Source organism: Enterobacter asburiae, assembly GCF_001521715.1.
Lineage (GTDB): Bacteria > Pseudomonadota > Gammaproteobacteria > Enterobacterales > Enterobacteriaceae > Enterobacter > Enterobacter asburiae.
Genome location: NZ_CP011863.1, coordinates 2,432,860 through 2,451,145 on the forward strand (window position 1 = coordinate 2,432,860; position 18,286 = coordinate 2,451,145).

Genomic DNA, 18,286 nt, shown 5'->3' on the forward strand with positions numbered 1-18,286 from the left:
TCGCCGTTGCATAATTGCCCTGAAACAGGGCAACGTCTCTTTTCATGCACTCTGTTTGTGCACAGAATCAGGCCCCTTGCCAGCGGGTGAAGAGATCTTCAGGCAGGTCGATGTCAAACTGATCCAGCACGCGGTTAACGGTCTGGTTAATCACGTCATCCAGCGAGGTCGGGCGATGATAAAACGCCGGTACCGGCGGCATGATGATGGCGCCAAGCTCAGCGGCCTGGGTCATTAAACGCAGATGGCCGAGGTGCAGCGGCGTTTCCCGCACGCAGAGCACAAGAGGACGACGCTCCTTCAGCACCACATCCGCCGCGCGCGTCACCAGGGTGTCGGTATAGCTGTTCACAATGCCGGAGAGCGTTTTAATTGAACAGGGCAGGATAACCATGCCGGCCGTTTTAAACGAGCCTGAGGAGATGCTGGCGGCGATATCACGGGCATCGTGAACCACGTCCGCCAGTGCCTGAACATCGCGCAGGGAGAGATCGGTTTCCAGAGAGAGGGTCTGCCGCGCCGCCTGGCTCATCACCAGATGGGTCTCGACTTCCGCCACGTTACGCAGAACCTGTAACAGACGTACGCCGTAAATCGCGCCGCTGGCGCCGCTGAGCCCAACAATGAGTCGTTTCATGATTTTCGCCCTTACTGATTTCAGGGCAGACTGTGCAGGATTTTGCGGGGAGTTGCAAGTGAGGGCATTCGCCCTCACCTGCCGGAGCATCAACCTTCGTTGTGCATCTCTAAGCTTTCAAGATCGTTCTGCATCTGAACGGCTTTCGCATCGTCGTTGCGCAGAGAATCAAGATAGTCGAGGTACTGCTGGTCAACGTCTTTGGTCACGTAAATACCGTTGAACACGGAGCATTCAAACTGCTGAATTTCCGGGTTCTCGGCACACACCGCGTCGATGAGATCGTTCAGATCCTGGAAAATCAGGCCGTCGGCACCGATGATCTGGCGAATTTCATCCACTTCACGGCCGTGAGCGATCAGCTCGTTGGCGGTTGGCATATCGATGCCGTACACGTTCGGGAAGCGAATCTCCGGCGCTGCAGAGGCCAGATAGACTTTCTTCGCACCCGCTTCGCGCGCCATCTCGATAATCTGCTCGGAGGTGGTGCCGCGAACGATGGAGTCATCCACCAGCAGAACGTTCTTGTCGCGGAATTCCGCGCGGTTGGCGTTCAGCTTGCGGCGCACGGACTTACGGCGCAGGTGCTGGCCCGGCATGATAAAGGTGCGGCCAACGTAGCGGTTCTTCACGAAGCCCTGACGGTATGGCTTGTCCAGAATGCGGGCAATCTCCAGCGCGATATCGCAGGAGGTTTCCGGGATAGGAATAACCACGTCGATGTCGAGATCGTCCCACTCGCGGGCAATCTTCTCGCCCAGCTTCGTGCCCATGTTGACGCGCGCGCTGTAGACGGAAATCTTGTCGATGAAGGAATCCGGGCGGGCGAAGTAAACGTATTCAAACAGGCACGGGTTGCTGACCGGGTTATCGGCACACTGGCGGGTAAACAGCTGGCCCTTCTCGGTGATATAGACCGCTTCGCCCGGCGCAACGTCACGCAGGAACTCAAAGCCCAGGGTATCCAGCGCCACGCTCTCAGAGGCAACCATATATTCGGTACGGCCATCGCCGAGATCGCGCTTGCCGAGCACCAGGGGACGAATGCCGTTTGGATCGCGGAAGGCCACCATGCCGTGACCGATAATCATCGCTACGCAGGCGTACGCGCCGCGGATCTGGCGGTTTGTCGCGGCAATCGCAGCAAAGATGTTGTCTGCTTCCAGCGGGTAGTGACGGAAGTTATCCAGCTCGCTGGCGAACACATTGAGCAGAATTTCAGAATCAGAGGTGGTGTTAATGTGGCGACGTTTCTCTTCGAACAGCTTTTTACGCAGCTCATGCGCGTTGGTCAGGTTGCCGTTATGAGCAAGGGTGATGCCATACGGTGAGTTGACGTAGAAAGGCTGTGCCTCAGAGGCGCTGGAACTGCCAGCAGTAGGATAACGAACGTGACCGATCCCCATATTACCTTGCAGACGCTGCATATGGCGGGCTTCAAACACATCGTTTACCAGGCCATTCGCCTTGCGTAAACGGAAGCAGTTGTTTGCATCAATGGTGATGATACCCGCAGCATCCTGCCCACGGTGCTGAAGCACCGTTAACGCGTCATAAATCGACTGGTTTACCGGCATGAAACCGGCGATACCGACAATACCGCACATTCGTCTTTTCCTCGTTAAGCCACATCTCAGGGTTTATGCCCTGGGCAAAAAACTCGACGAGCTTTGCAGATAGTCAAAGAACCATCTGATGATGAAGCTGAACTCTGGAATGAGCTGCGATTTCTGCCAGTCTTCGCTTTTGGAGAACCCGGTAAAGGTATCCAGGAAGAACAGGATCGCGGCCACAATCAGCACGCCTCGTAACGCCCCGAAACAGATCCCGAGCACCCTGTCCGTTCCTGACAGACCGGTTTTCTCGACCAGCTGACCTATCACGTAATTCACGATAGCGCCGACAATCAGCGTTGCGATAAACAGCACCGCGATAGCAATTCCGTTTCGGACCAGTTCATCTTCAAAGCCCGTGAACCAGACAGACAGGTAAGTGTAGTAATGACTGGCAACAAAGAAAGCACAACCCCAGGTTACCAGCGATAACGCTTCACGAACAAAGCCACGGATCAGGCTAACCAGACAGGAAAAACCAATCACCGCAATGATGGCGTAATCAATCCAGACCATATGTGTCCCACGATTTAACGCCCTGTCATCCAGTTCGGGGCGAATTCTAACAGAAAAAGAAAACGTTTGCGTAGGGATTTCCTTCCCGCGCGTAAATAAAAAAGGCGCTGAAAAAATGTTCAACGCCACGGTCCATTTGACGTCTCTGTGGACGTCTGCTCCCCCTCACCCCGGCCCTCTCCCTCAAGGGAGAGGGAGCAAACTACTCCGGGGAGGGGTAAGATCTTATCAGTTCGCGCTGTAGCCCATCACCACACCGCTCAGGCCGGAGATCTGCTTCAGCTCACCGAGCGAACCTTTAAGCTTATCTTTGGACGCTTCTGGCCCCACGAGGATACGGGTAATTTTACCCTGCACCGGCGTGGAAGGTGAAGTGTAAACACGATATCCCGCACTGCGCAGTTTGCTCACGACCTCGTTGACCTTATCGGCGTTTTTCAGCGCGCCGAGCTGCACAACGTACGCTTTTCCGGTCGGTGCCGCGTCTTGTTTTGCCGGCGGTGGGGTTTCTGACGCGGCAGCCAGCTGCTCTGCGGCTTTATCCCGCTGCGGTTTCGGCTGCGGCTGCGGCTTCTCAACCGGCTTCGGTTTTTCAACAGGTTTAGGCTGCTCTACCGGCACCGGATCGATATCGCTGCTGCTCGCTGCCGCCAGGCGTGACGGATCGAGCGACGGTGCGGCGGCATCGCCTGCACGCACCTCTTCCGCCGCACCTTCCGGCGGCTGGGCAGGCAGCGCCTGCGTCGCCGCTGGCAGCATATCCGGCTCATCGCGGTCACCCGGTTTCGGCACCAGCGGAATAGCGGCAAACTCGTCCTGATAATGCTTTTTCTGCCCGTCGAGCAGACCCGGGAGAATAATCACCCCGAGCGCGACCAGCACAATGGTTCCTGTTAAACGGTTCTGAAACTTACTCGCCACCGGTTCTCCCCGCGTCCATCACTTCCATGACATGTGCCACCGTGTGGAATGAACCACACACCAGCACGGTATCTTCTGGTTTAGCATCCGCCATCGCGGCATGCCAGGCCTGAGCCACGCTACTATAGATTGCGCCTTTGCCGAGATGTTCCATCAGCTGCTCAGCCGTCGCGCCGCGCGGCCCCTCCAGAGGAGCACAATACCAGCTATCGACCACACTCTCCATGCAGGCCAGCGTCCCGCCGATATCTTTATCATGAAGCATACCGATAACCGCCAGCACGCGCCCGGTTTTTGGTAACGATTTGAGACGTCCCGCGAGATACGCCGCCGCATGCGGGTTATGCGCCACGTCCAGAATCAGGCGCGGTGACTCGCTGACAATCTGGAAACGCCCGGGCAGAATTGCGCTCTGAATACCGTCGCGGATCGCCTGCTCGCTGACCACGAGGCCGCTGGCGCGCAGTGCCGCCAGCGCGGTTGCCGCGTTCGGCTGCGGTACCTGCGGCTGCGGCAGGTTGTCCAGCGCGCCCTGCGCATCGCTAAAGCGCCAGCCGTTATCCTGAACCTCATACTGCCAGTCAACGCCGCGGCGCAGCAGACGCGCGCCTTTCTCGTTTGCCACGTCAGCAATGGTGTGCGGCATATCCGGCTCGCCGACCACGGCGGGCTTATTTGCGCGGAAAATACCGGCCTTCTCGCGGCCAATGCTTTCACGATCCGGTCCCAGCCAGTCGATATGGTCCAGCGCGATACTGGTGACCACCGCCACGTCCGCATCCACCATATTGGTCGCATCAAGACGTCCGCCGAGGCCGACCTCAAGGATCACAACATCCAGCTGCGCCTGTTTGAACAGCCACAGCGCCGACAGGGTGCCGTATTCAAAATAGGTTAATGAGATCTCGCCGCGCGCGGCTTCAATTTCCGCGAACGACGCCGTATGCGCCGATTCCGGCAGCTCGCTGTTCTGCACGCGAACGCGCTCGGTGTAGCGGACCAGGTGTGGAGAGCTGTACACGCCAACTTTGTAACCCGCGGCCATCAGGACAGATTCCAGCGTGCGGCAGGTCGTGCCTTTACCGTTGGTACCCGCGACGGTGAACACGAAAGGTGCCGGTTTGAGCACATCAAGACGCGCGGCGACCTGGCTTACGCGCTCAAGCCCCATATCGATGGTTTTACTGTGCAGGTTTTCCAGATAAGAAAGCCACGCGGCCAGGGGCGACGTGGCTTGGGGAATGCTTTTATTTTCCATAATGCCCGGTTGTCATTAACAGATTAGAAAGCAAAAGGGCAGCGCCAACCGGCCCTGCCCTTTTCAGTTATCAGGCCTCGGGTTCCTGATCCGGTACCACCACGCCTTCGCGCGGCTCATCCGGGTTTGGCGCTGGCAGATTCATCAGCTTCGCCAGGATGCTCGCCAGCTTCAGGCGCATTTCCGGACGGCGGACAATCATGTCGATGGCGCCTTTCTCAATGAGGAACTCACTGCGCTGGAAGCCCGGCGGCAGCTTTTCACGAACGGTCTGCTCGATAACGCGAGGACCCGCAAAGCCGATCAGCGCTTTTGGCTCAGCGATGTTCAGATCGCCCAGCATCGCGAAGCTCGCGGAGACGCCGCCCATGGTTGGGTCGGTCAGCACGGAGATGTACGGAAGACCGCGCTCCTGCATTTTCGCCAGCGCAGCAGAGGTTTTCGCCATCTGCATCAGCGACATCAGCGCTTCCTGCATACGCGCGCCGCCGGATGCAGAGAAGCAGATCAGCGGACAGTTGTCTTCCAGCGCCTGCTCAACGGCACGCACGAAGCGCGCACCGACCACGGAGCCCATAGAGCCGCCCATAAAGGCGAACTCAAACGCAGCGGCAACAACCGGCATCTCATGCAGGGTGCCTTTCATGACGATCAGCGCGTCTTTCTCGCCGGTCTCTTTCTGTGCAGAGGCCAGACGATCTTTGTATTTTTTGGAATCGCGGAACTTCAGCACGTCTTTTGGCTCGAGTTCGCTGCCCAGCTCTACCAGAGAGCCTTCGTCCAGCAGGCTATGCAGGCGGTTGCGCGCCGACATACGCATATGGTGGTCACACTTCGGACACACCTCAAGGTTGCGCTCCAGCTCTGCGCGATACAGAACCTGACCGCAGCTATCACACTTCGTCCATACCCCTTCAGGAATGCTCGCTTTGCGCGTTGGGGTAATGTTGCTTTTAATTCGTTCAATCCAGCTCATTGATAACCTTTCTGCCTGAACCTGGTCGTATGCCAGTTTTGCTATAAGAGGCGAATAATGCCATTTTTGCCTCCAACAGACCATGAATGTTGCACATTAAAACATAACAGCCCGAAACTTTGGATAAAAAAGTGGTCGAACCGCCAGCGTGCATTTACTTCGCTTGTTTTGCCGCCGCACGTTTGTGACGAATGATTTCGATAACGCCCGGCAGTACGGAAAGCACAATAATCGCCACAATCAGTAACTTAAGGTTTTCCTGAACGATCGGCAGATCGCCAAACAGATAGCCTGCGTAGGTAAACAGCAGAACCCACAGCAGCGCGCCAACCACGTTGTATGCCGCAAAATGACGATAGGACATATGCCCCATTCCCGCCACAAACGGTGCAAATGTGCGCACAATAGGCACAAAACGCGCAAGGATAATGGTTTTTCCGCCATGGCGTTCATAAAACGCATGGGTTTTGTCTAAATAGCTGCGACGGAAAATTTTCGAATCAGGATTGCTGAACAGCCGCTCACCGAACACCCGTCCAATCGTATAGTTGACCGCATCACCGATAATGGCAGCAATCACCATCAGCACAACCATAAGATGCACGTTCAGATCGTTAGTGGGCAACGCCGATAGCGCCCCGGCAACGAACAGCAGTGAATCCCCCGGCAGGAATGGGGTAACGACCAGACCGGTTTCACAAAACAGAATGAGGAACAGAATGGCGTAAACCCAGACGCCATACTGCGCGACCAGCTCCGCCAGGTGAACATCAATATGCAGAATGAAATCAATCAAAAAACGAATTACGTCCATATTGTCTAAGCCCTAATTGCACCTTTGTTTAGTCCGCTAAAAATAGCGGACCCATTGGCGGTTTCGGCAGGTCAAATCGATCCGGATAGTCTACTGAGACCAGATACAATCCTTCCGCTTTCGCCGTGGCTGCCGCAAGCGTTCTGTCCTTCGCTGCCAGCAGGTCTGCAATCCAGCTCTCCGGCTGGTGTCCGGCACCCACTTCCATCAGGCTGCCCACAATATTCCTAACCATATGATGTACAAAGGCATTGGCTTTGATATCCACCACCACATACGCGCCAAAACGGCTGACGTTTATGTGCATGACGTTGCGCCACGGCGTGCGGGACTGACACTGCACCGCACGAAACGACGTAAAGTCATTTTCACCAATCAGACACTGCGCCGCGCGATGCATACGTTCCGCATCAAGCGGTTCATAAAAATGCGTCACGCCCTGGCTTAACACCGCCGGACGCAGGCGCTGGTTGTAGATGACATAACGGTAGCGACGCGCCGTGGCGCTGAAGCGCGCGTGAAAATCATCCGGCACAGCTTTTACCCAACGCACCGCAATGTCACCAGGCAAATTCGCATTTACACCCAGGGTCCAGGCAGCATCCTTACGCACGGCGGTGGTTTCAAAGTGAACCACCTGCCCCGTACCGTGAACACCCGCGTCCGTACGTCCCGCGCACAGGACGTTAATCGGCTCGTTTGCCACCTGAGAGAGCGCTTTTTCCAGCTTTTCCTGGACGCTGCGCACCTCGTTCTGACGCTGCCAGCCATAATATTTACTGCCATCGTACTCAATTCCGAGGGCAATTCTATGGACCGGCTTTTGTTCCACGTCTGACATCAGTACAGGTACTCCTGCACCAGTTTTTCAGCGATTTTGACCGCCATCAGCGCGCCGCCGAAGCGAACGTTATCGGCAACGGACCAGAACTGAACCTGTTCCGGCATGCCGTAATCGTTACGCACACAGCCAACGGAAAGATGCGCGCTGCCCGTGGCATCACCAACCTGCGTCGGGAACTCGCTCTCTTCAGAGAGCACGATGTCTTCACCGCGGCCAAACGCGTCGCGCGCCTCTTCTGCCGCCAGCGGACGGAGGGCTTCAAAGCCGACCATCTGCGCGTGGCCGTAGAAGACCGGGGACTGCACGACGTTGGCGGAGATCATCAGGCCATCGTCCTGCAAAATTTTGCGCACTTCATCGACGATACGACGCTCTTCGCGCACGGAGCCCTCGCGGTCCGGCAGCAGCGGCAGCATGTTGAACGCCAGCTGGCGGCCAAAGAAATCATCTTCGTCAATCGGGATACCGTTCAGCAGCTTCGCGCTCTGCCCGGCCAGCGCGTCAACGGCCTTTTTACCGTTCGCGGACGCCGAAAGCAGGCTGGTGACGGTAATGCGCGACAGGCCGCCGTCGTCGATCAGCGGTTTCAGCGCGGTCAGCAGCTGGCTGGTCAGGCTGTTCGGAACCGCAATAACGTTACGGTTGCGGTAGTCAGCCAGCACAAACGGGTTCACGTCCGGCACCACCAGCGGCACATCCGGCTCCATTGAGAACAGACCGCTCAGGTCGATCACCAGGCAGCCAGCGTTAGTCGCCTCTTCAACGTACGCAGCAGTCGCTTCAGCGCCCGCAGCAAAAAACGCCAGCTGCGCCTGCGTCCAGTCGAACGCGGCCGCGTCCTGGACCATGACGGATTTACCGTTAAAACGCAGTTGCTCACCTGCGCTGTCGGTACGGGCCAGCGCATAGATATCGCCCACCGGGAACTGACGCTCAGCAAGGGTTTCGAGCAGGGCTTCGCCCACGGCACCCGTGGCACCTAAAATGGCAATGTTCCAGCCTTCAGACATGGTGGTTTACTCCAGAAATAAAAAAGCGTCCCTGTCGGAGTATCCGACAGGGAGCATTAAGAAGACATTAATGCGCCGGGTGATGAACGGCGTTAAATCCCAGCTTATGCAGCAGCGTCGCCGCCGACGCGTCGTCGCACATCACATACAGGGAAGACCACTCGCGGCGCTCAACGTAGTTCTTGCGCAGCTTATCAAACTCACCCGGGATCCCCGCCACTTTACGCAGCAGCGCATCATCGCGGCGCACATCATACACCAAATGCACCAGCCTTTTCAGCGTTGCCTGATCGAGCGGACCGTGCAGGGTAATGCGGCCAAATTCAGGCGCGGGGAGTAAGGTATCGAGCGCTACCTGCTGCGGATGGCCGATAAAAGCGCTGTAGGCCTCGAAGACCTGCGTCGTACCGCGCGCTTTCCCCTCGAGGGTATAACCGGCGATATGCGCCGTGCCCACGTCCACCTTGTTAAGCAGCTCAACGTTGAGATCCGGCTCCGGCTCCCAGACGTCCAGCACCACGCTGAGGTGTTGTCCTTCATTCAGACATGTCAGCAGCGCGGCGTTATCGACGACCGGACCACGGCAGGCATTTATCAGAATAGTGCCAGCCTTCAGACGACGGATCAGCGCCTCGTCAGCAAGATGCAGCGACTTGTACGGCCCCTCTTTAAACAGCGGCGTGTGGAAAGTCAGCACGTCACACTGTTCAACCAGCTCATCCAGCGAGCGGAAATCCCCGTCATCGCCGTTGTCTTTACGCGGCGGATCGCACAGCAGCGTGCGGATCCCTAACGCTTCCAGGCGCTTTTGCAGGCGCCCGCCGACGTTACCCACCCCAATAATCCCCACGGTGCGGTCTTTCAGCGCAAAACCGTCGCGCTCGGCCAGCATCAGCAGGGAGGAGAAAACGTATTCCACAACGGCGATGGCGTTGCAGCCCGGCGCGGCGGAAAAACCGATTCCGGCCTGCTTCAGCCATTTATCATCCACATGATCGGTCCCTGCCGTTGCGGTTCCGACAAACTTAATCGCTTTACCGGCGAGCAACGCCTCATTTACTTTAGTCACCGAGCGCACCATCAGCGCGTCTGCGTCATCCAGTTCGTTGACCGGGATCGGGCGACCAGGGACAGCCTTAACGTTACCCAGGCGGCTAAACAGCTCACGGGCGTAAGGCATATTTTCATCAACGAGGATTTTCACGTCTGAGTACCTGTTTGAGAGGAAGAAAACCTGCCAAGTGTGCCATAATCTGGCCGCCAGGCATATATGTATGCCTGGTTTACGCTGAGTTTTGACTTTAAGGATTTTTGACGATGCAGCCCATTTCAGGTACGCCGCCACGCCCTCCGGGTGAAGGCCCCGTCACGCCAAACGTTGCCGGTGAACAACCGCTATCCACGCAACAGCGCACCGTGCTGGAGCGACTGATCACGCGCCTGATCGCACTGACTTCACAGCAAAACGCGGAAGTCTGGGCCGGGGTAAAGCATGATTTAGGCGTGAGGAACGACGCACCGCTGCAGTCGCGCCATTTCCCTGCGGCCGAGCAAAACCTGAACCAGCGTATTAATACCGCGCAGCATAACCACACCACGCGCCAGATTGTCGCTCAGCTGACGGAGCTGCTGGGCCAGGGCAATAACCGGCAGGCGGTGAGCGATTTTATTCGCCAGCAGTATGGTCAGACCGCGCTGGGGCAGCTGACGCCCGACCAGCTCAAAACCGTGCTGACCCTGCTGCAGAACAACGAGCTGTCGATTCCGCAGCCTCAGGTGCGCCCGGCGACCGAGCGTCCGCTGCTGCCCGCCGAGCACAACACGCTCAAGCAGATGGTGACGAAGCTGGCTGCGGCCACCGGCGAACCGACGAAGCTTATTTGGCAATCCATGCTGGAGCTGTCCGGCGTGAAGGCGGGTGAGCTGATCCCGGCCAAACAGTTTACTCATCTGGTGACCTGGCTCCAGGCGCGCCAGACGCTCAGCACCCAGAATGCCCCTACCCTGCATACCGTCCAGGCGGCACTGAAGCAGCCGCTTGAGCCGCACGAGTTTGAAGTCATCCGGGATTACGCCCAGCAAAACTGGCAGGCCACGCCGCAAACGGTACTGACCACCGCGCAGGTGCAGGATCTGCTCAATCAAATCTTCGTTCGCCGCGCCGAGCGCGAAGGCGGCGTGCCGGAGGTGAGAAACATTCAGCCGATCTACAGCCCGCTGTTTGCGCCAGTCGTCGAGACGTTCAGAACGCTCTCTGCGCGTCCGGGATTGATGTTTATTGCGCTACTGATTGCGCTGGCGATTTTCTGGCTGGTTGCTTAACACTGCCGGGTGGCGGCTTCGCCTTACCCGGCCTACGGCTAGTGCGGTTGTAGGCCCGGTAAGCGAAGCGCCACCGGGCAAAAACTACGATCTGCGAAACGCCACCAGCGTCACCACGATCCCCACCACCGCAGAAACCGCACCGGCCAGAAAAACGGACGGATAACCAAACGAGGTGGCTAACACCCCTGCCAGCGGCCCGGTTACCCCGTATGAGATATCCTGAAACGCCGCATAGCCGCCCAGCGCCGTACCGCGCACCTGTGGGGCCACGCGCTTCACCACTTCAACGCCCAGCGCCGGGAAGATCAGTGAACAGCCGCAGCCGGTTAGCGCCGCGCCGAGCAGCGCAACGGATGCCACGGGTGCATTCCACAGCAGCAGCAGACCCACGGTCTCTATCATCAGCGACGCCACCGCCACCTTCACGCCGCCAAAGCGATCCGGCATCCAGCCAAAAAGCACGCGCATCAGCACAAACGCGCCGCCAAACGCGGTAAGCGTAAAACCAGCCATCGCCCAGCCGCGGCTCATAAAATAGAGCGAGACGAAGGTACCGATCACCGCAAAACCCACGCCCTGCAGCGCCAGGCCAAGACCCGGCTGCCAGATCTGGCCAACCACGCTCCACAGAGAAGGCCGCTCGCCTTTGTGCGCGGGCACCTTACGCACCGAGCCGTTAAACGCCCACGCCAGCAGGGGTAAAACCATCGTGGTTGCGGCCAGCGCCGCAAATCCAAACTGGCTATTAATCAGCAGCCCAAGCGGTGCGCCTGCGGCCAGCGCGCCATAGATGGCCATGCCGTTCCAGGACATCACCTTGCCGGAGCGTGCTGGCCCCACCAGCCCCATTCCCCAGGTCAGGGTACCGGTCAGCAGCTGGCTTTCACCAAAGCCAAGGATTAAACGGCCCAGCACCAGCAGCGCAAATTTATACGCGGCGTCTACGGGCAGGAGAGCAGCCAGCAGCCATGCGCCGCCCGCCAGCCCACAGGCAAACATCCCCTGTAACGCCGAACGTTTTGCACCGTGCTGATCCGCCAGCCGTCCGGCGTAGCCGCGGGTCAATACCGTGGCTAAAAACTGAATGCCCACGGCAATGCCGACCATGGTGTTGCCATAGCCCAGCTCCTGATGAACGAACAGCGGGATCACCGGCAGCGGCAGGCCAACGGTCATATAGGTCAGAAATACCGCGAAAGCGATACGGAACAGCGAGACGTTCGCTGAAGAGGTTGTTTCTGTTTGAGTTACTGCAGTCATGCTTTACTCCGAAATGAAGAGTAAGGCGGGGAAATGCCACGCCCCCTCTACCTGATAATCAGGATTAAGGTGCGTTGGTTGACGTTAAACGCTTACGCATTATCGTGAGGATAATGTTGAGTGGTGAAGTTTGCCTGTGAGATCAGCCGCTTGTCAATGCATAAAAAAAAGGGAGCCTTATGGCTCCCTTCCGGAATCAAACGTAAAACTTATGCTTTCAGCTTACGCATTACCAGCGTGGCGTTGGTGCCGCCAAAGCCGAAGCTGTTTGACATGACGGTGGTCAGCGTCGCGTCCATTGGTTTGGTCACGATGTTCAGGCCAGCAGCCTGCTCGTCCATCTCATCAATGTTGATGCTTGGCGCGATAAAGCCGTTTTCCAGCATCAGCAGAGAGTAGATCGCTTCCTGCACGCCAGCCGCACCCAGAGAATGACCGGTCATGGCTTTGGTCGCGGAGATCGCCGGGCTGTTGTCGCCAAAGACTTCACGGATCGCACCCAGCTCTTTCACGTCGCCTACCGGAGTAGAGGTACCGTGGGAGTTCAGGTAGTCGATTGGGGTGTCAACGCCGTGCATCGCCATCTTCATGCAGCGCACCGCGCCTTCGCCGGATGGCGCAACCATGTCGGCGCCGTCAGACGTTGCACCGTAGCCCACGATTTCAGCATAGATGTGCGCGCCACGTGCCAGAGCATGCTCCAGCTCTTCAACCACAACCATTCCGCCGCCGCCCGCGATAACGAAACCGTCACGGTGCGCATCATAGGTACGGGAGGCTTTATCCGGGGTTTCATTGTACTTGGTGGACAGTGCGCCCATCGCGTCGAATTCACAGGCCATTTCCCAGCCCAGCTCTTCGCCGCCGCCAGCAAATACGATGTCCTGTTTACCCAGCTGGATCTGCTCAACAGCATTACCGATGCAGTGCGCGGAGGTCGCACACGCGGAGCTGATGGAGTAGTTCACACCGTGGATTTTGAATGGGGTCGCCAGGCACGCGGAAACCGCAGAGCCCATGGCTTTTGTTACCACGTACGGACCTACTGCTTTCAGACCACGCGGGCTACGCATTGCGTCAGCGCCGAATACCTGCGCTTTTGATGAGCCGCCGGAACCGGCGATCAGACCCACGCGCGGGTTGTTCTGATAAACCTCTTCGCTCAGGCCGGAATCTTTGATCGCTTCCTGCATGGAGAGATAAGCATAAATAGAGGCATCGTTCATGAAACGAACCACTTTGCGGTCAATCAAACCGGTGGTGTCCAGTTTGACGTTACCCCATACGTGGCTACGCATACCTGAATCTTTAAACTCTTCAGAGAAAGTGATCCCGGAGCGTCCTTCACGCAGAGATGCCAGGACTTCCTGCTGGTTATTACCGATGCTGGAAACAATGCCCAGGCCAGTAATCACTGCACGTTTCATTCAATACCTCTGTAAGTCGCACTATAGTAAGTTTCGAGTCGCACAATAGCGTACACTTGTACGCCGAACAAGTCCGATCAGACATTTTCTGCGGAAATTTGCACCGATGGACTCACATCGTTAAGATCGTGCCACTGCCTGTCAGACGAGTAACTTACGTGAAACAAAACGCTATACAACCCGCCAACCTCGAATTCAACGCTGAGGGTACACCTGTTTCCCGAGATTTTGATGACGTCTATTTTTCTAATGATAACGGACTCGAAGAAACTCGCTATGTTTTCCTCGACGGAAACCAGCTCAGCACCCGCTTCCCGGAGCATCCGCGGAGCCTGTTTGTGGTCGCGGAAAGCGGATTCGGCACCGGGCTCAATTTTCTGACCCTCTGGCAGGCGTTTGACCAGTTTCACGCTGCCCACCCTGAGGCTACGCTACAAAGATTACATTTCATCAGTTTCGAAAAATTCCCGCTAACCGCGCACGATCTGCGGCTCGCTCATCAGCGCTGGCCAGAGCTTGTAGCCTGGGCGGAGCAGCTTCAGGCACAGTGGCCGCCCCACATCGGCGGCTGCCATCGTCTGATTCTGGACGGCGGACGCGTGACGCTGGATTTATGGCTTGGCGACATCAATGACCTGACCGATACGCTCGATGATTCGATGAATCAGACGGTGGACGCGTGGTTCCTTGACGGCTTTGCCCCCGCCAAAAACCCGGACATGTGGAGCCAGCATCTGTTTAGCGCGATGGCGCGGCTGGCGCGCCCGGGCGCAACGCTTGCCACCTTCACCTCGGCAGGCTTTGTCCGCCGCGGGCTGCAGGAGGCGGGCTTTACCATGCAGAAAACCAAAGGTTTTGGCCGCAAGCGCGACATGCTGGTCGGCAGAATGGAGCAGACGCTGGACATCCCCGCAAGCGCCCCCTGGTTTGCACGCGGCGCCAGCGCATCCCGTGAGGTGGCGATAGTCGGCGGGGGGATCGCCAGCGCCCTGCTGTCTCTCGCGCTTCTCCACCGCGGCTGGCAGGTCACGCTCTACTGTGCTGACGACGCGCCAGCAAGCGGCGCGTCCGGCAACCGCCAGGGAGCACTCTATCCGCTTTTAAGCGCGCACGACCCGGCCCTGTTCCGGTTTTTCCCGGCGGCGTTTACCTTCGCCCGTCGCCTGTACGACGCCCTGCCGGTGGCTTTCGATCATGACTGGTGCGGCGTGAAGCAGCTCGGCTGGGATGAAAAGAGCCAGCAAAAAATCACGCAGATGCTGTCGCTGGGTCTGCCTGACGAGATTGCCCGTGCGGTAAGTGCGCAAGAGGTGGCAGACACCGCTGGCGTGGAAACCGGCTGTGGGGGCATTCAGTATCCGCTCGGCGGCTGGCTGTGCCCGGCTGAGCTTACCGCGGCGGTCATTGCCCTGGCGCAGTCGCGCGGGCTGACGGCGCATTATGCTCACAAGGTTGAATCGTTGAGCCGGACAGAACGCTGGAATCTGCGTTTTGCTGATGGCAAAGAGGCGAGCCATGCCAGCGTTGTGCTGGCAAACGGGCATAACATCAGCCAGTTTATCCAGACAGAGACGTTGCCGGTTTATCCGGTCGGCGGCCAGGTAAGCCATATTCCTTCCGCGTCTGAACTGAGCAAACTGCGTCAGGTGCTGTGCTATGACGGCTATCTTACGCCGCAAAATCCGTCTAACGGCCATCACTGCATCGGGGCCAGCTACCATCGTGGCGAAGCGGATATGCGCTACAGCGACGCGGATCAGGCGCAGAACCGCCAGCGCCTGATTGACTGTTTCCCGGATGCGGCGTGGGCGAAAGAGGTTGACGTCAGCGAGGGTAACGCGCGCTGCGGCGTGCGCTGTGCCACCCGCGATCATCTGCCGATGGCGGGAAATGTGCCTGACTACGACGCGACGCTTGAGGCCTATCAGGATCTTGCTGATAACCGGGATAACGCGGTAAGCGCGCCGGTTTATCCTGAGCTGTATATGCTGGGTGGATTAGGATCTCGCGGGCTCTGTTCCGCACCGCTGCTGGCAGAAGTGTTAGCCGCACAAATGAGCGACGAGCCGATTCCGCTGGACAGGGTTACGCTTGCGGGGCTGAATCCGAATCGCTTGTGGGTACGGAAACTGCTGAAGGGGAAGAAGGTTAAGTAGGGTGCGGTCTGGTGCCCTCACCCGTCCCTCTCCCACAGGGAGAGGGTGGTGAAACACTTACTTCGCTTTCGCCTGCTGGAACAAAGTGTCCCACATGCCCAGCACCAGCGACTGGTCGCGCGGAGAGAGCTCCCCGGCCAGAATGGCTTTTTCCAGGCTGCGAGTGACTTCAGCGTGAACGGCGTCGGCAGAGTGATCGTCACCCGCTTCCAGCTCGGCTACCGCGAGCGTCAGGTGACCACGCAGATAACCGCTGGCGAACAGCTCATCATCACTGGCGTGTTCCACCATGTCATCAATTAACGCCAGAATGCGTGATTCAAATTCTGCGATCATCTTCTTTCCTCTGTTAAAGATCTTCCGGCCAAGGGAAGCATTCCGCCGTGATAACCGGCGTGTGGTAATAATTCTGTAAGGCCTCGATCAGGCGTGCCGGACGTTCCGGGATGCCTTTCTCAAGATATTCCATCACCTGCGCGTGAACGCGGCGCTGGAAGACGATACGGTCCGGCTCGAAGTCGCCTTCGAGGTTGTCACAGCTGACGTTGAACGGGAAACCCGCCGCGACGCAGAATAGCCATTCCAGCGCCTGCGGCTTCACTTCCACATCCTCAAACTGCCCCTGAGTAGCGGCATCACGTCCGTCCGGGCAGTACCAGTAACCGAAGTCCACCAGCTCGCGCCGCGCTTTCCCCGCAATGCACCAGTGCGAAATCTCGTGCAAACCGCTGGCATAAAAGCCGTGGGCAAAGACGATGCGGTTATACGGAACCTCTTCATCAGCAGGAAGATAGATCGGTTCGTCGTCGCCTTTAATCAGACGGGTATTAAAATCGTCAGCAAAACAGCCGTCGAAAATCTCAATCAGCTGTTCGTATTTATGCGTACTGTTCATTAGTGCATCCCCAACCAGGTGAGGATCTCCTGTCCATGGCTGTCATAAAGAAGTTTGGCGCTCATTACGGCCGAGACGATGACGATCATCGGGCGAATAAGTTTTTGTCCTTTGCTTAACACCAGTCGCGAGCCCGCGCGCGCGCCCAGGAACTGCCCTGCCATCATCACAAATCCGGTTGCCCAGATGACCTTACCGCCGATGATAAACAGCAGCAGACCGCCGACGTTTGAGGTCGCGTTGAGCACTTTGGCATGGGCGGTGGATTTGGCGAGGTTAAACCCGGCCAGCGTCACGAACGCCAGCGCATAAAATGAACCCGCCCCCGGCCCGAAGAAACCGTCGTAAAAACCCACGCTGCCCCCGGCAATCAGGGCAAACGGCAGGCCGTACAGGCGACGCTGGCGGTCTTCTTCACCGAGCTTTGGCATCAGCAGGAAGTAAAGCCCGATGCAGATGACCAGAATCGGCAGGATCTGGCGCAAAATATCGGACTGCACGTGCTGAACCAGCAGCGCGCCCGACGTGGAGCCGATAAAGGTCATCAGGATATTGAGCTTCTGATCGGCCAGGCTTACCACCTTACGGCGGATAAAATAGAGCGACGCCGAGAGCGAGCCGCCGCAGGCCTGAAGCTTATTGGTAGCAAGCGCCTGCGCCGGGCTCATGCCCGCCGCCAGCAGAGCGGGCACGGTTAACAACCCGCCGCCGCCCGCGAGCGCGTCGATAAAACCGGCCAGCATGGCCACAAAGAACAGCACCACCAGCAGCAGCGGTGACACCATAAACAGATCGACGAAATTATCCATTAAAGTACATGCTCATCCAGTAGCGCCTGGCAGGAAGGCGGCAACGGAGGCGGTGTCTTCTTCTCAGGCTTAGAGGTTCCAGGTTTTGCCGGCTCAAACCAGCTTTGCAGTTCCGCACCGCAGCCATCGCCTGGCGGTGGTAGCGGCTGATCTTCACATTCGAGGCTATTCGCCGGGCAGCGCAGACGAACGTGCATGTGCGCACGATGCTGGAACCACGGGCGCACTTTGCGCAGCCAGTCGCGATCGGTTCCGGCGTCCAGGCAGAGCTGCTGCTTGATGGCAGGGTTAACGAAAATCCGCGTGACGTCGTTATCTTCAGCCGCCAGCTTGATCATGCTGGAAACATCTCGCGTCCAGAGTGATGGCACAACGCGCTTACCGTCGCTCGCCACCAGATCCAGCGCATGCGGTTTCAGCAGTTGGGCGGAGGTCCATCGCGCTTTCGGCAGCTGCAGGAAGATATCAACATCCAGTCCGGTCTGGTGGCTGGCGTGCCCACCGTTAAAACGACCGCCGGCAGGCATTCCCATATCGCCAATCAGCATCGTGCCCAGCCCCAGGTTATGCACCTGATTGCCCAGACGCTGGATGAACAGCACCAGGTCCGGGTGGCCGAAATAACGTCGCTGATCGGTGCGCATCACCTGATAGGTATCAGACTGGAGAGGAAGCTCCTGGGCACCGACGATACAGCCGTTGGAAAAGGCGCCAATGGACTGCGCGCTCCCCGCCACCGGATGGGTGATTTTTTGCCATGGCGTCGCGGCCAGACTGGCTCCACTGGCAAGCAGCGCCAGCAGAGCAATTGCGGTTTTTTTCATG

18 protein-coding genes are annotated in these 18,286 nt (G+C 57.9%); 2 read left to right on the forward strand and 16 right to left on the reverse strand.

What is annotated here, in order from left to right; all coding sequences use genetic code 11:
- Nucleotides 1-67: 67 nt before the first annotated feature.
- The 10 genes from ACJ69_RS11900 to pdxB form a co-directional block, all read right to left on the reverse strand.
- Entirely contained in the window at nucleotides 68-637 is a 570-nt protein-coding gene (locus ACJ69_RS11900) for a UbiX family flavin prenyltransferase (RefSeq protein ID WP_029740194.1), read from the reverse strand.
- A gap of 89 nt (nucleotides 638-726) precedes the next feature.
- Nucleotides 727-2,244, reverse strand: a complete 1,518-nt coding sequence (gene purF / locus ACJ69_RS11905) for an amidophosphoribosyltransferase (protein ID WP_059347092.1) — start codon at nucleotides 2,242-2,244, stop codon at nucleotides 727-729.
- Nucleotides 2,245-2,277: 33 nt separating this feature from the next.
- Complete coding sequence (gene cvpA, locus ACJ69_RS11910; protein WP_000262116.1) at nucleotides 2,278-2,766, reverse strand: colicin V production protein; 489 nt, start codon at nucleotides 2,764-2,766, stop codon at nucleotides 2,278-2,280.
- 228 nt (nucleotides 2,767-2,994) lie between these two features.
- Nucleotides 2,995-3,687 (reverse strand): cell division protein DedD, encoded by a 693-nt coding sequence (gene dedD, locus ACJ69_RS11915; RefSeq protein ID WP_023312562.1) that lies wholly within the window; start codon nucleotides 3,685-3,687, stop codon nucleotides 2,995-2,997.
- Nucleotides 3,677-4,945, reverse strand: a complete 1,269-nt coding sequence (folC, locus tag ACJ69_RS11920) for a bifunctional tetrahydrofolate synthase/dihydrofolate synthase (protein ID WP_059347093.1) — start codon at nucleotides 4,943-4,945, stop codon at nucleotides 3,677-3,679. Before folC ends, dedD begins: the two co-directional genes overlap by 11 nt.
- 70 nt (nucleotides 4,946-5,015) lie before the next feature.
- Entirely contained in the window at nucleotides 5,016-5,921 is a 906-nt protein-coding gene (gene accD, locus ACJ69_RS11925) for an acetyl-CoA carboxylase, carboxyltransferase subunit beta (RefSeq protein ID WP_023336427.1), read from the reverse strand.
- A gap of 154 nt (nucleotides 5,922-6,075) precedes the next feature.
- Nucleotides 6,076-6,735 carry a DedA family protein gene (locus ACJ69_RS11930; protein ID WP_032659206.1) on the reverse strand — a complete coding sequence of 220 codons (660 nt, stop codon included), beginning with the start codon at nucleotides 6,733-6,735 and terminating at the stop codon, nucleotides 6,076-6,078.
- Between the two features lie 28 nt (nucleotides 6,736-6,763).
- Nucleotides 6,764-7,576 carry a tRNA pseudouridine(38-40) synthase TruA gene (gene truA / locus ACJ69_RS11935; protein ID WP_023312566.1) on the reverse strand — a complete coding sequence of 271 codons (813 nt, stop codon included), beginning with the start codon at nucleotides 7,574-7,576 and terminating at the stop codon, nucleotides 6,764-6,766.
- Nucleotides 7,576-8,589, reverse strand: a complete 1,014-nt coding sequence (locus tag ACJ69_RS11940; RefSeq protein WP_059347094.1) for an aspartate-semialdehyde dehydrogenase — start codon at nucleotides 8,587-8,589, stop codon at nucleotides 7,576-7,578. The genes truA and ACJ69_RS11940 overlap by 1 nt, the downstream gene beginning before the upstream one ends.
- A gap of 67 nt (nucleotides 8,590-8,656) precedes the next feature.
- Nucleotides 8,657-9,793 carry a 4-phosphoerythronate dehydrogenase PdxB gene (gene pdxB / locus ACJ69_RS11945; protein ID WP_054830124.1) on the reverse strand — a complete coding sequence of 379 codons (1,137 nt, stop codon included), beginning with the start codon at nucleotides 9,791-9,793 and terminating at the stop codon, nucleotides 8,657-8,659.
- A 113-nt stretch (nucleotides 9,794-9,906) separates the two neighbouring features.
- Between pdxB and flk the strand changes: the two genes are divergently transcribed.
- Nucleotides 9,907-10,911: a flagella biosynthesis regulator Flk gene (gene flk / locus ACJ69_RS11950; protein ID WP_059347095.1), complete on the forward strand. Its 1,005-nt coding sequence runs from the start codon at nucleotides 9,907-9,909 to the stop codon at nucleotides 10,909-10,911.
- Nucleotides 10,912-10,995: 84 nt separating this feature from the next.
- Here the strand turns inward: flk and ACJ69_RS11955 are convergent, their stop codons facing one another.
- Together ACJ69_RS11955 and fabB are read right to left on the reverse strand one after the other, a co-directional pair.
- Nucleotides 10,996-12,174 carry an MFS transporter gene (locus ACJ69_RS11955; protein ID WP_059347096.1) on the reverse strand — a complete coding sequence of 393 codons (1,179 nt, stop codon included), beginning with the start codon at nucleotides 12,172-12,174 and terminating at the stop codon, nucleotides 10,996-10,998.
- A 209-nt stretch (nucleotides 12,175-12,383) separates the two neighbouring features.
- Nucleotides 12,384-13,601 carry a beta-ketoacyl-ACP synthase I gene (gene fabB / locus ACJ69_RS11960; protein ID WP_023312571.1) on the reverse strand — a complete coding sequence of 406 codons (1,218 nt, stop codon included), beginning with the start codon at nucleotides 13,599-13,601 and terminating at the stop codon, nucleotides 12,384-12,386.
- 158 nt (nucleotides 13,602-13,759) lie between these two features.
- Here fabB and mnmC point away from each other — a divergent pair, with 158 nt between their 5' ends.
- The gene (gene mnmC / locus ACJ69_RS11965) at nucleotides 13,760-15,757 is read left to right on the forward strand and encodes a bifunctional tRNA (5-methylaminomethyl-2-thiouridine)(34)-methyltransferase MnmD/FAD-dependent 5-carboxymethylaminomethyl-2-thiouridine(34) oxidoreductase MnmC (protein ID WP_059347097.1); all 1,998 of its coding nucleotides are present in this window, start codon (nucleotides 13,760-13,762) and stop codon (nucleotides 15,755-15,757) included.
- A 57-nt stretch (nucleotides 15,758-15,814) separates the two neighbouring features.
- Here the strand turns inward: mnmC and ACJ69_RS11970 are convergent, their stop codons facing one another.
- From ACJ69_RS11970 to mepA, 4 genes are read right to left on the reverse strand one after another with little or no spacing between them, the layout of a single operon-like run.
- Nucleotides 15,815-16,093 (reverse strand): YfcL family protein, encoded by a 279-nt coding sequence (locus ACJ69_RS11970; protein ID WP_029740204.1) that lies wholly within the window; start codon nucleotides 16,091-16,093, stop codon nucleotides 15,815-15,817.
- 13 nt (nucleotides 16,094-16,106) lie between these two features.
- Nucleotides 16,107-16,652: an elongation factor P hydroxylase gene (locus tag ACJ69_RS11975; RefSeq protein ID WP_029740205.1), complete on the reverse strand. Its 546-nt coding sequence runs from the start codon at nucleotides 16,650-16,652 to the stop codon at nucleotides 16,107-16,109.
- Nucleotides 16,652-17,461, reverse strand: coding sequence for a sulfite exporter TauE/SafE family protein (locus ACJ69_RS11980; RefSeq protein WP_038417370.1), 810 nt, complete (start codon nucleotides 17,459-17,461; stop codon nucleotides 16,652-16,654). Before ACJ69_RS11980 ends, ACJ69_RS11975 begins: the two co-directional genes overlap by 1 nt.
- Nucleotides 17,461-18,285 (reverse strand): penicillin-insensitive murein endopeptidase, encoded by an 825-nt coding sequence (gene mepA / locus ACJ69_RS11985; protein ID WP_059347098.1) that lies wholly within the window; start codon nucleotides 18,283-18,285, stop codon nucleotides 17,461-17,463. The genes ACJ69_RS11980 and mepA overlap by 1 nt, the downstream gene beginning before the upstream one ends.
- Between the last annotated feature and the right edge of the window lies 1 nt (nucleotide 18,286).

Bases quoted from the DNA above. Each gene is read 5' to 3' on its own strand.
- ACJ69_RS11900 (WP_029740194.1), bottom strand. From the start codon at position 637: ATGAAACGACTCATTGTTGGGCTCAGCGGCGCCAGCGGCGCGATTTAC.
- purF (WP_059347092.1), bottom strand. From the start codon at position 2,244: ATGTGCGGTATTGTCGGTATCGCCGGTTTCATGCCGGTAAACCAGTCG.
- cvpA (WP_000262116.1), bottom strand. From the start codon at position 2,766: ATGGTCTGGATTGATTACGCCATCATTGCGGTGATTGGTTTTTCCTGT.
- folC (WP_059347093.1), bottom strand. From the start codon at position 4,945: ATGGAAAATAAAAGCATTCCCCAAGCCACGTCGCCCCTGGCCGCGTGG.
- accD (WP_023336427.1), bottom strand. From the start codon at position 5,921: ATGAGCTGGATTGAACGAATTAAAAGCAACATTACCCCAACGCGCAAA.
- ACJ69_RS11930 (WP_032659206.1), bottom strand. From the start codon at position 6,735: ATGGACGTAATTCGTTTTTTGATTGATTTCATTCTGCATATTGATGTT.
- truA (WP_023312566.1), bottom strand. From the start codon at position 7,576: ATGTCAGACGTGGAACAAAAGCCGGTCCATAGAATTGCCCTCGGAATT.
- ACJ69_RS11940 (WP_059347094.1), bottom strand. From the start codon at position 8,589: ATGTCTGAAGGCTGGAACATTGCCATTTTAGGTGCCACGGGTGCCGTG.
- flk (WP_059347095.1), top strand. From the start codon at position 9,907: ATGCAGCCCATTTCAGGTACGCCGCCACGCCCTCCGGGTGAAGGCCCC.
- ACJ69_RS11955 (WP_059347096.1), bottom strand. From the start codon at position 12,174: ATGACTGCAGTAACTCAAACAGAAACAACCTCTTCAGCGAACGTCTCG.
- fabB (WP_023312571.1), bottom strand. From the start codon at position 13,601: ATGAAACGTGCAGTGATTACTGGCCTGGGCATTGTTTCCAGCATCGGT.
- ACJ69_RS11970 (WP_029740204.1), bottom strand. From the start codon at position 16,093: ATGATCGCAGAATTTGAATCACGCATTCTGGCGTTAATTGATGACATG.
- ACJ69_RS11975 (WP_029740205.1), bottom strand. From the start codon at position 16,652: ATGAACAGTACGCATAAATACGAACAGCTGATTGAGATTTTCGACGGC.
- ACJ69_RS11980 (WP_038417370.1), bottom strand. From the start codon at position 17,461: ATGGATAATTTCGTCGATCTGTTTATGGTGTCACCGCTGCTGCTGGTG.
- mepA (WP_059347098.1), bottom strand. From the start codon at position 18,285: ATGAAAAAAACCGCAATTGCTCTGCTGGCGCTGCTTGCCAGTGGAGCC.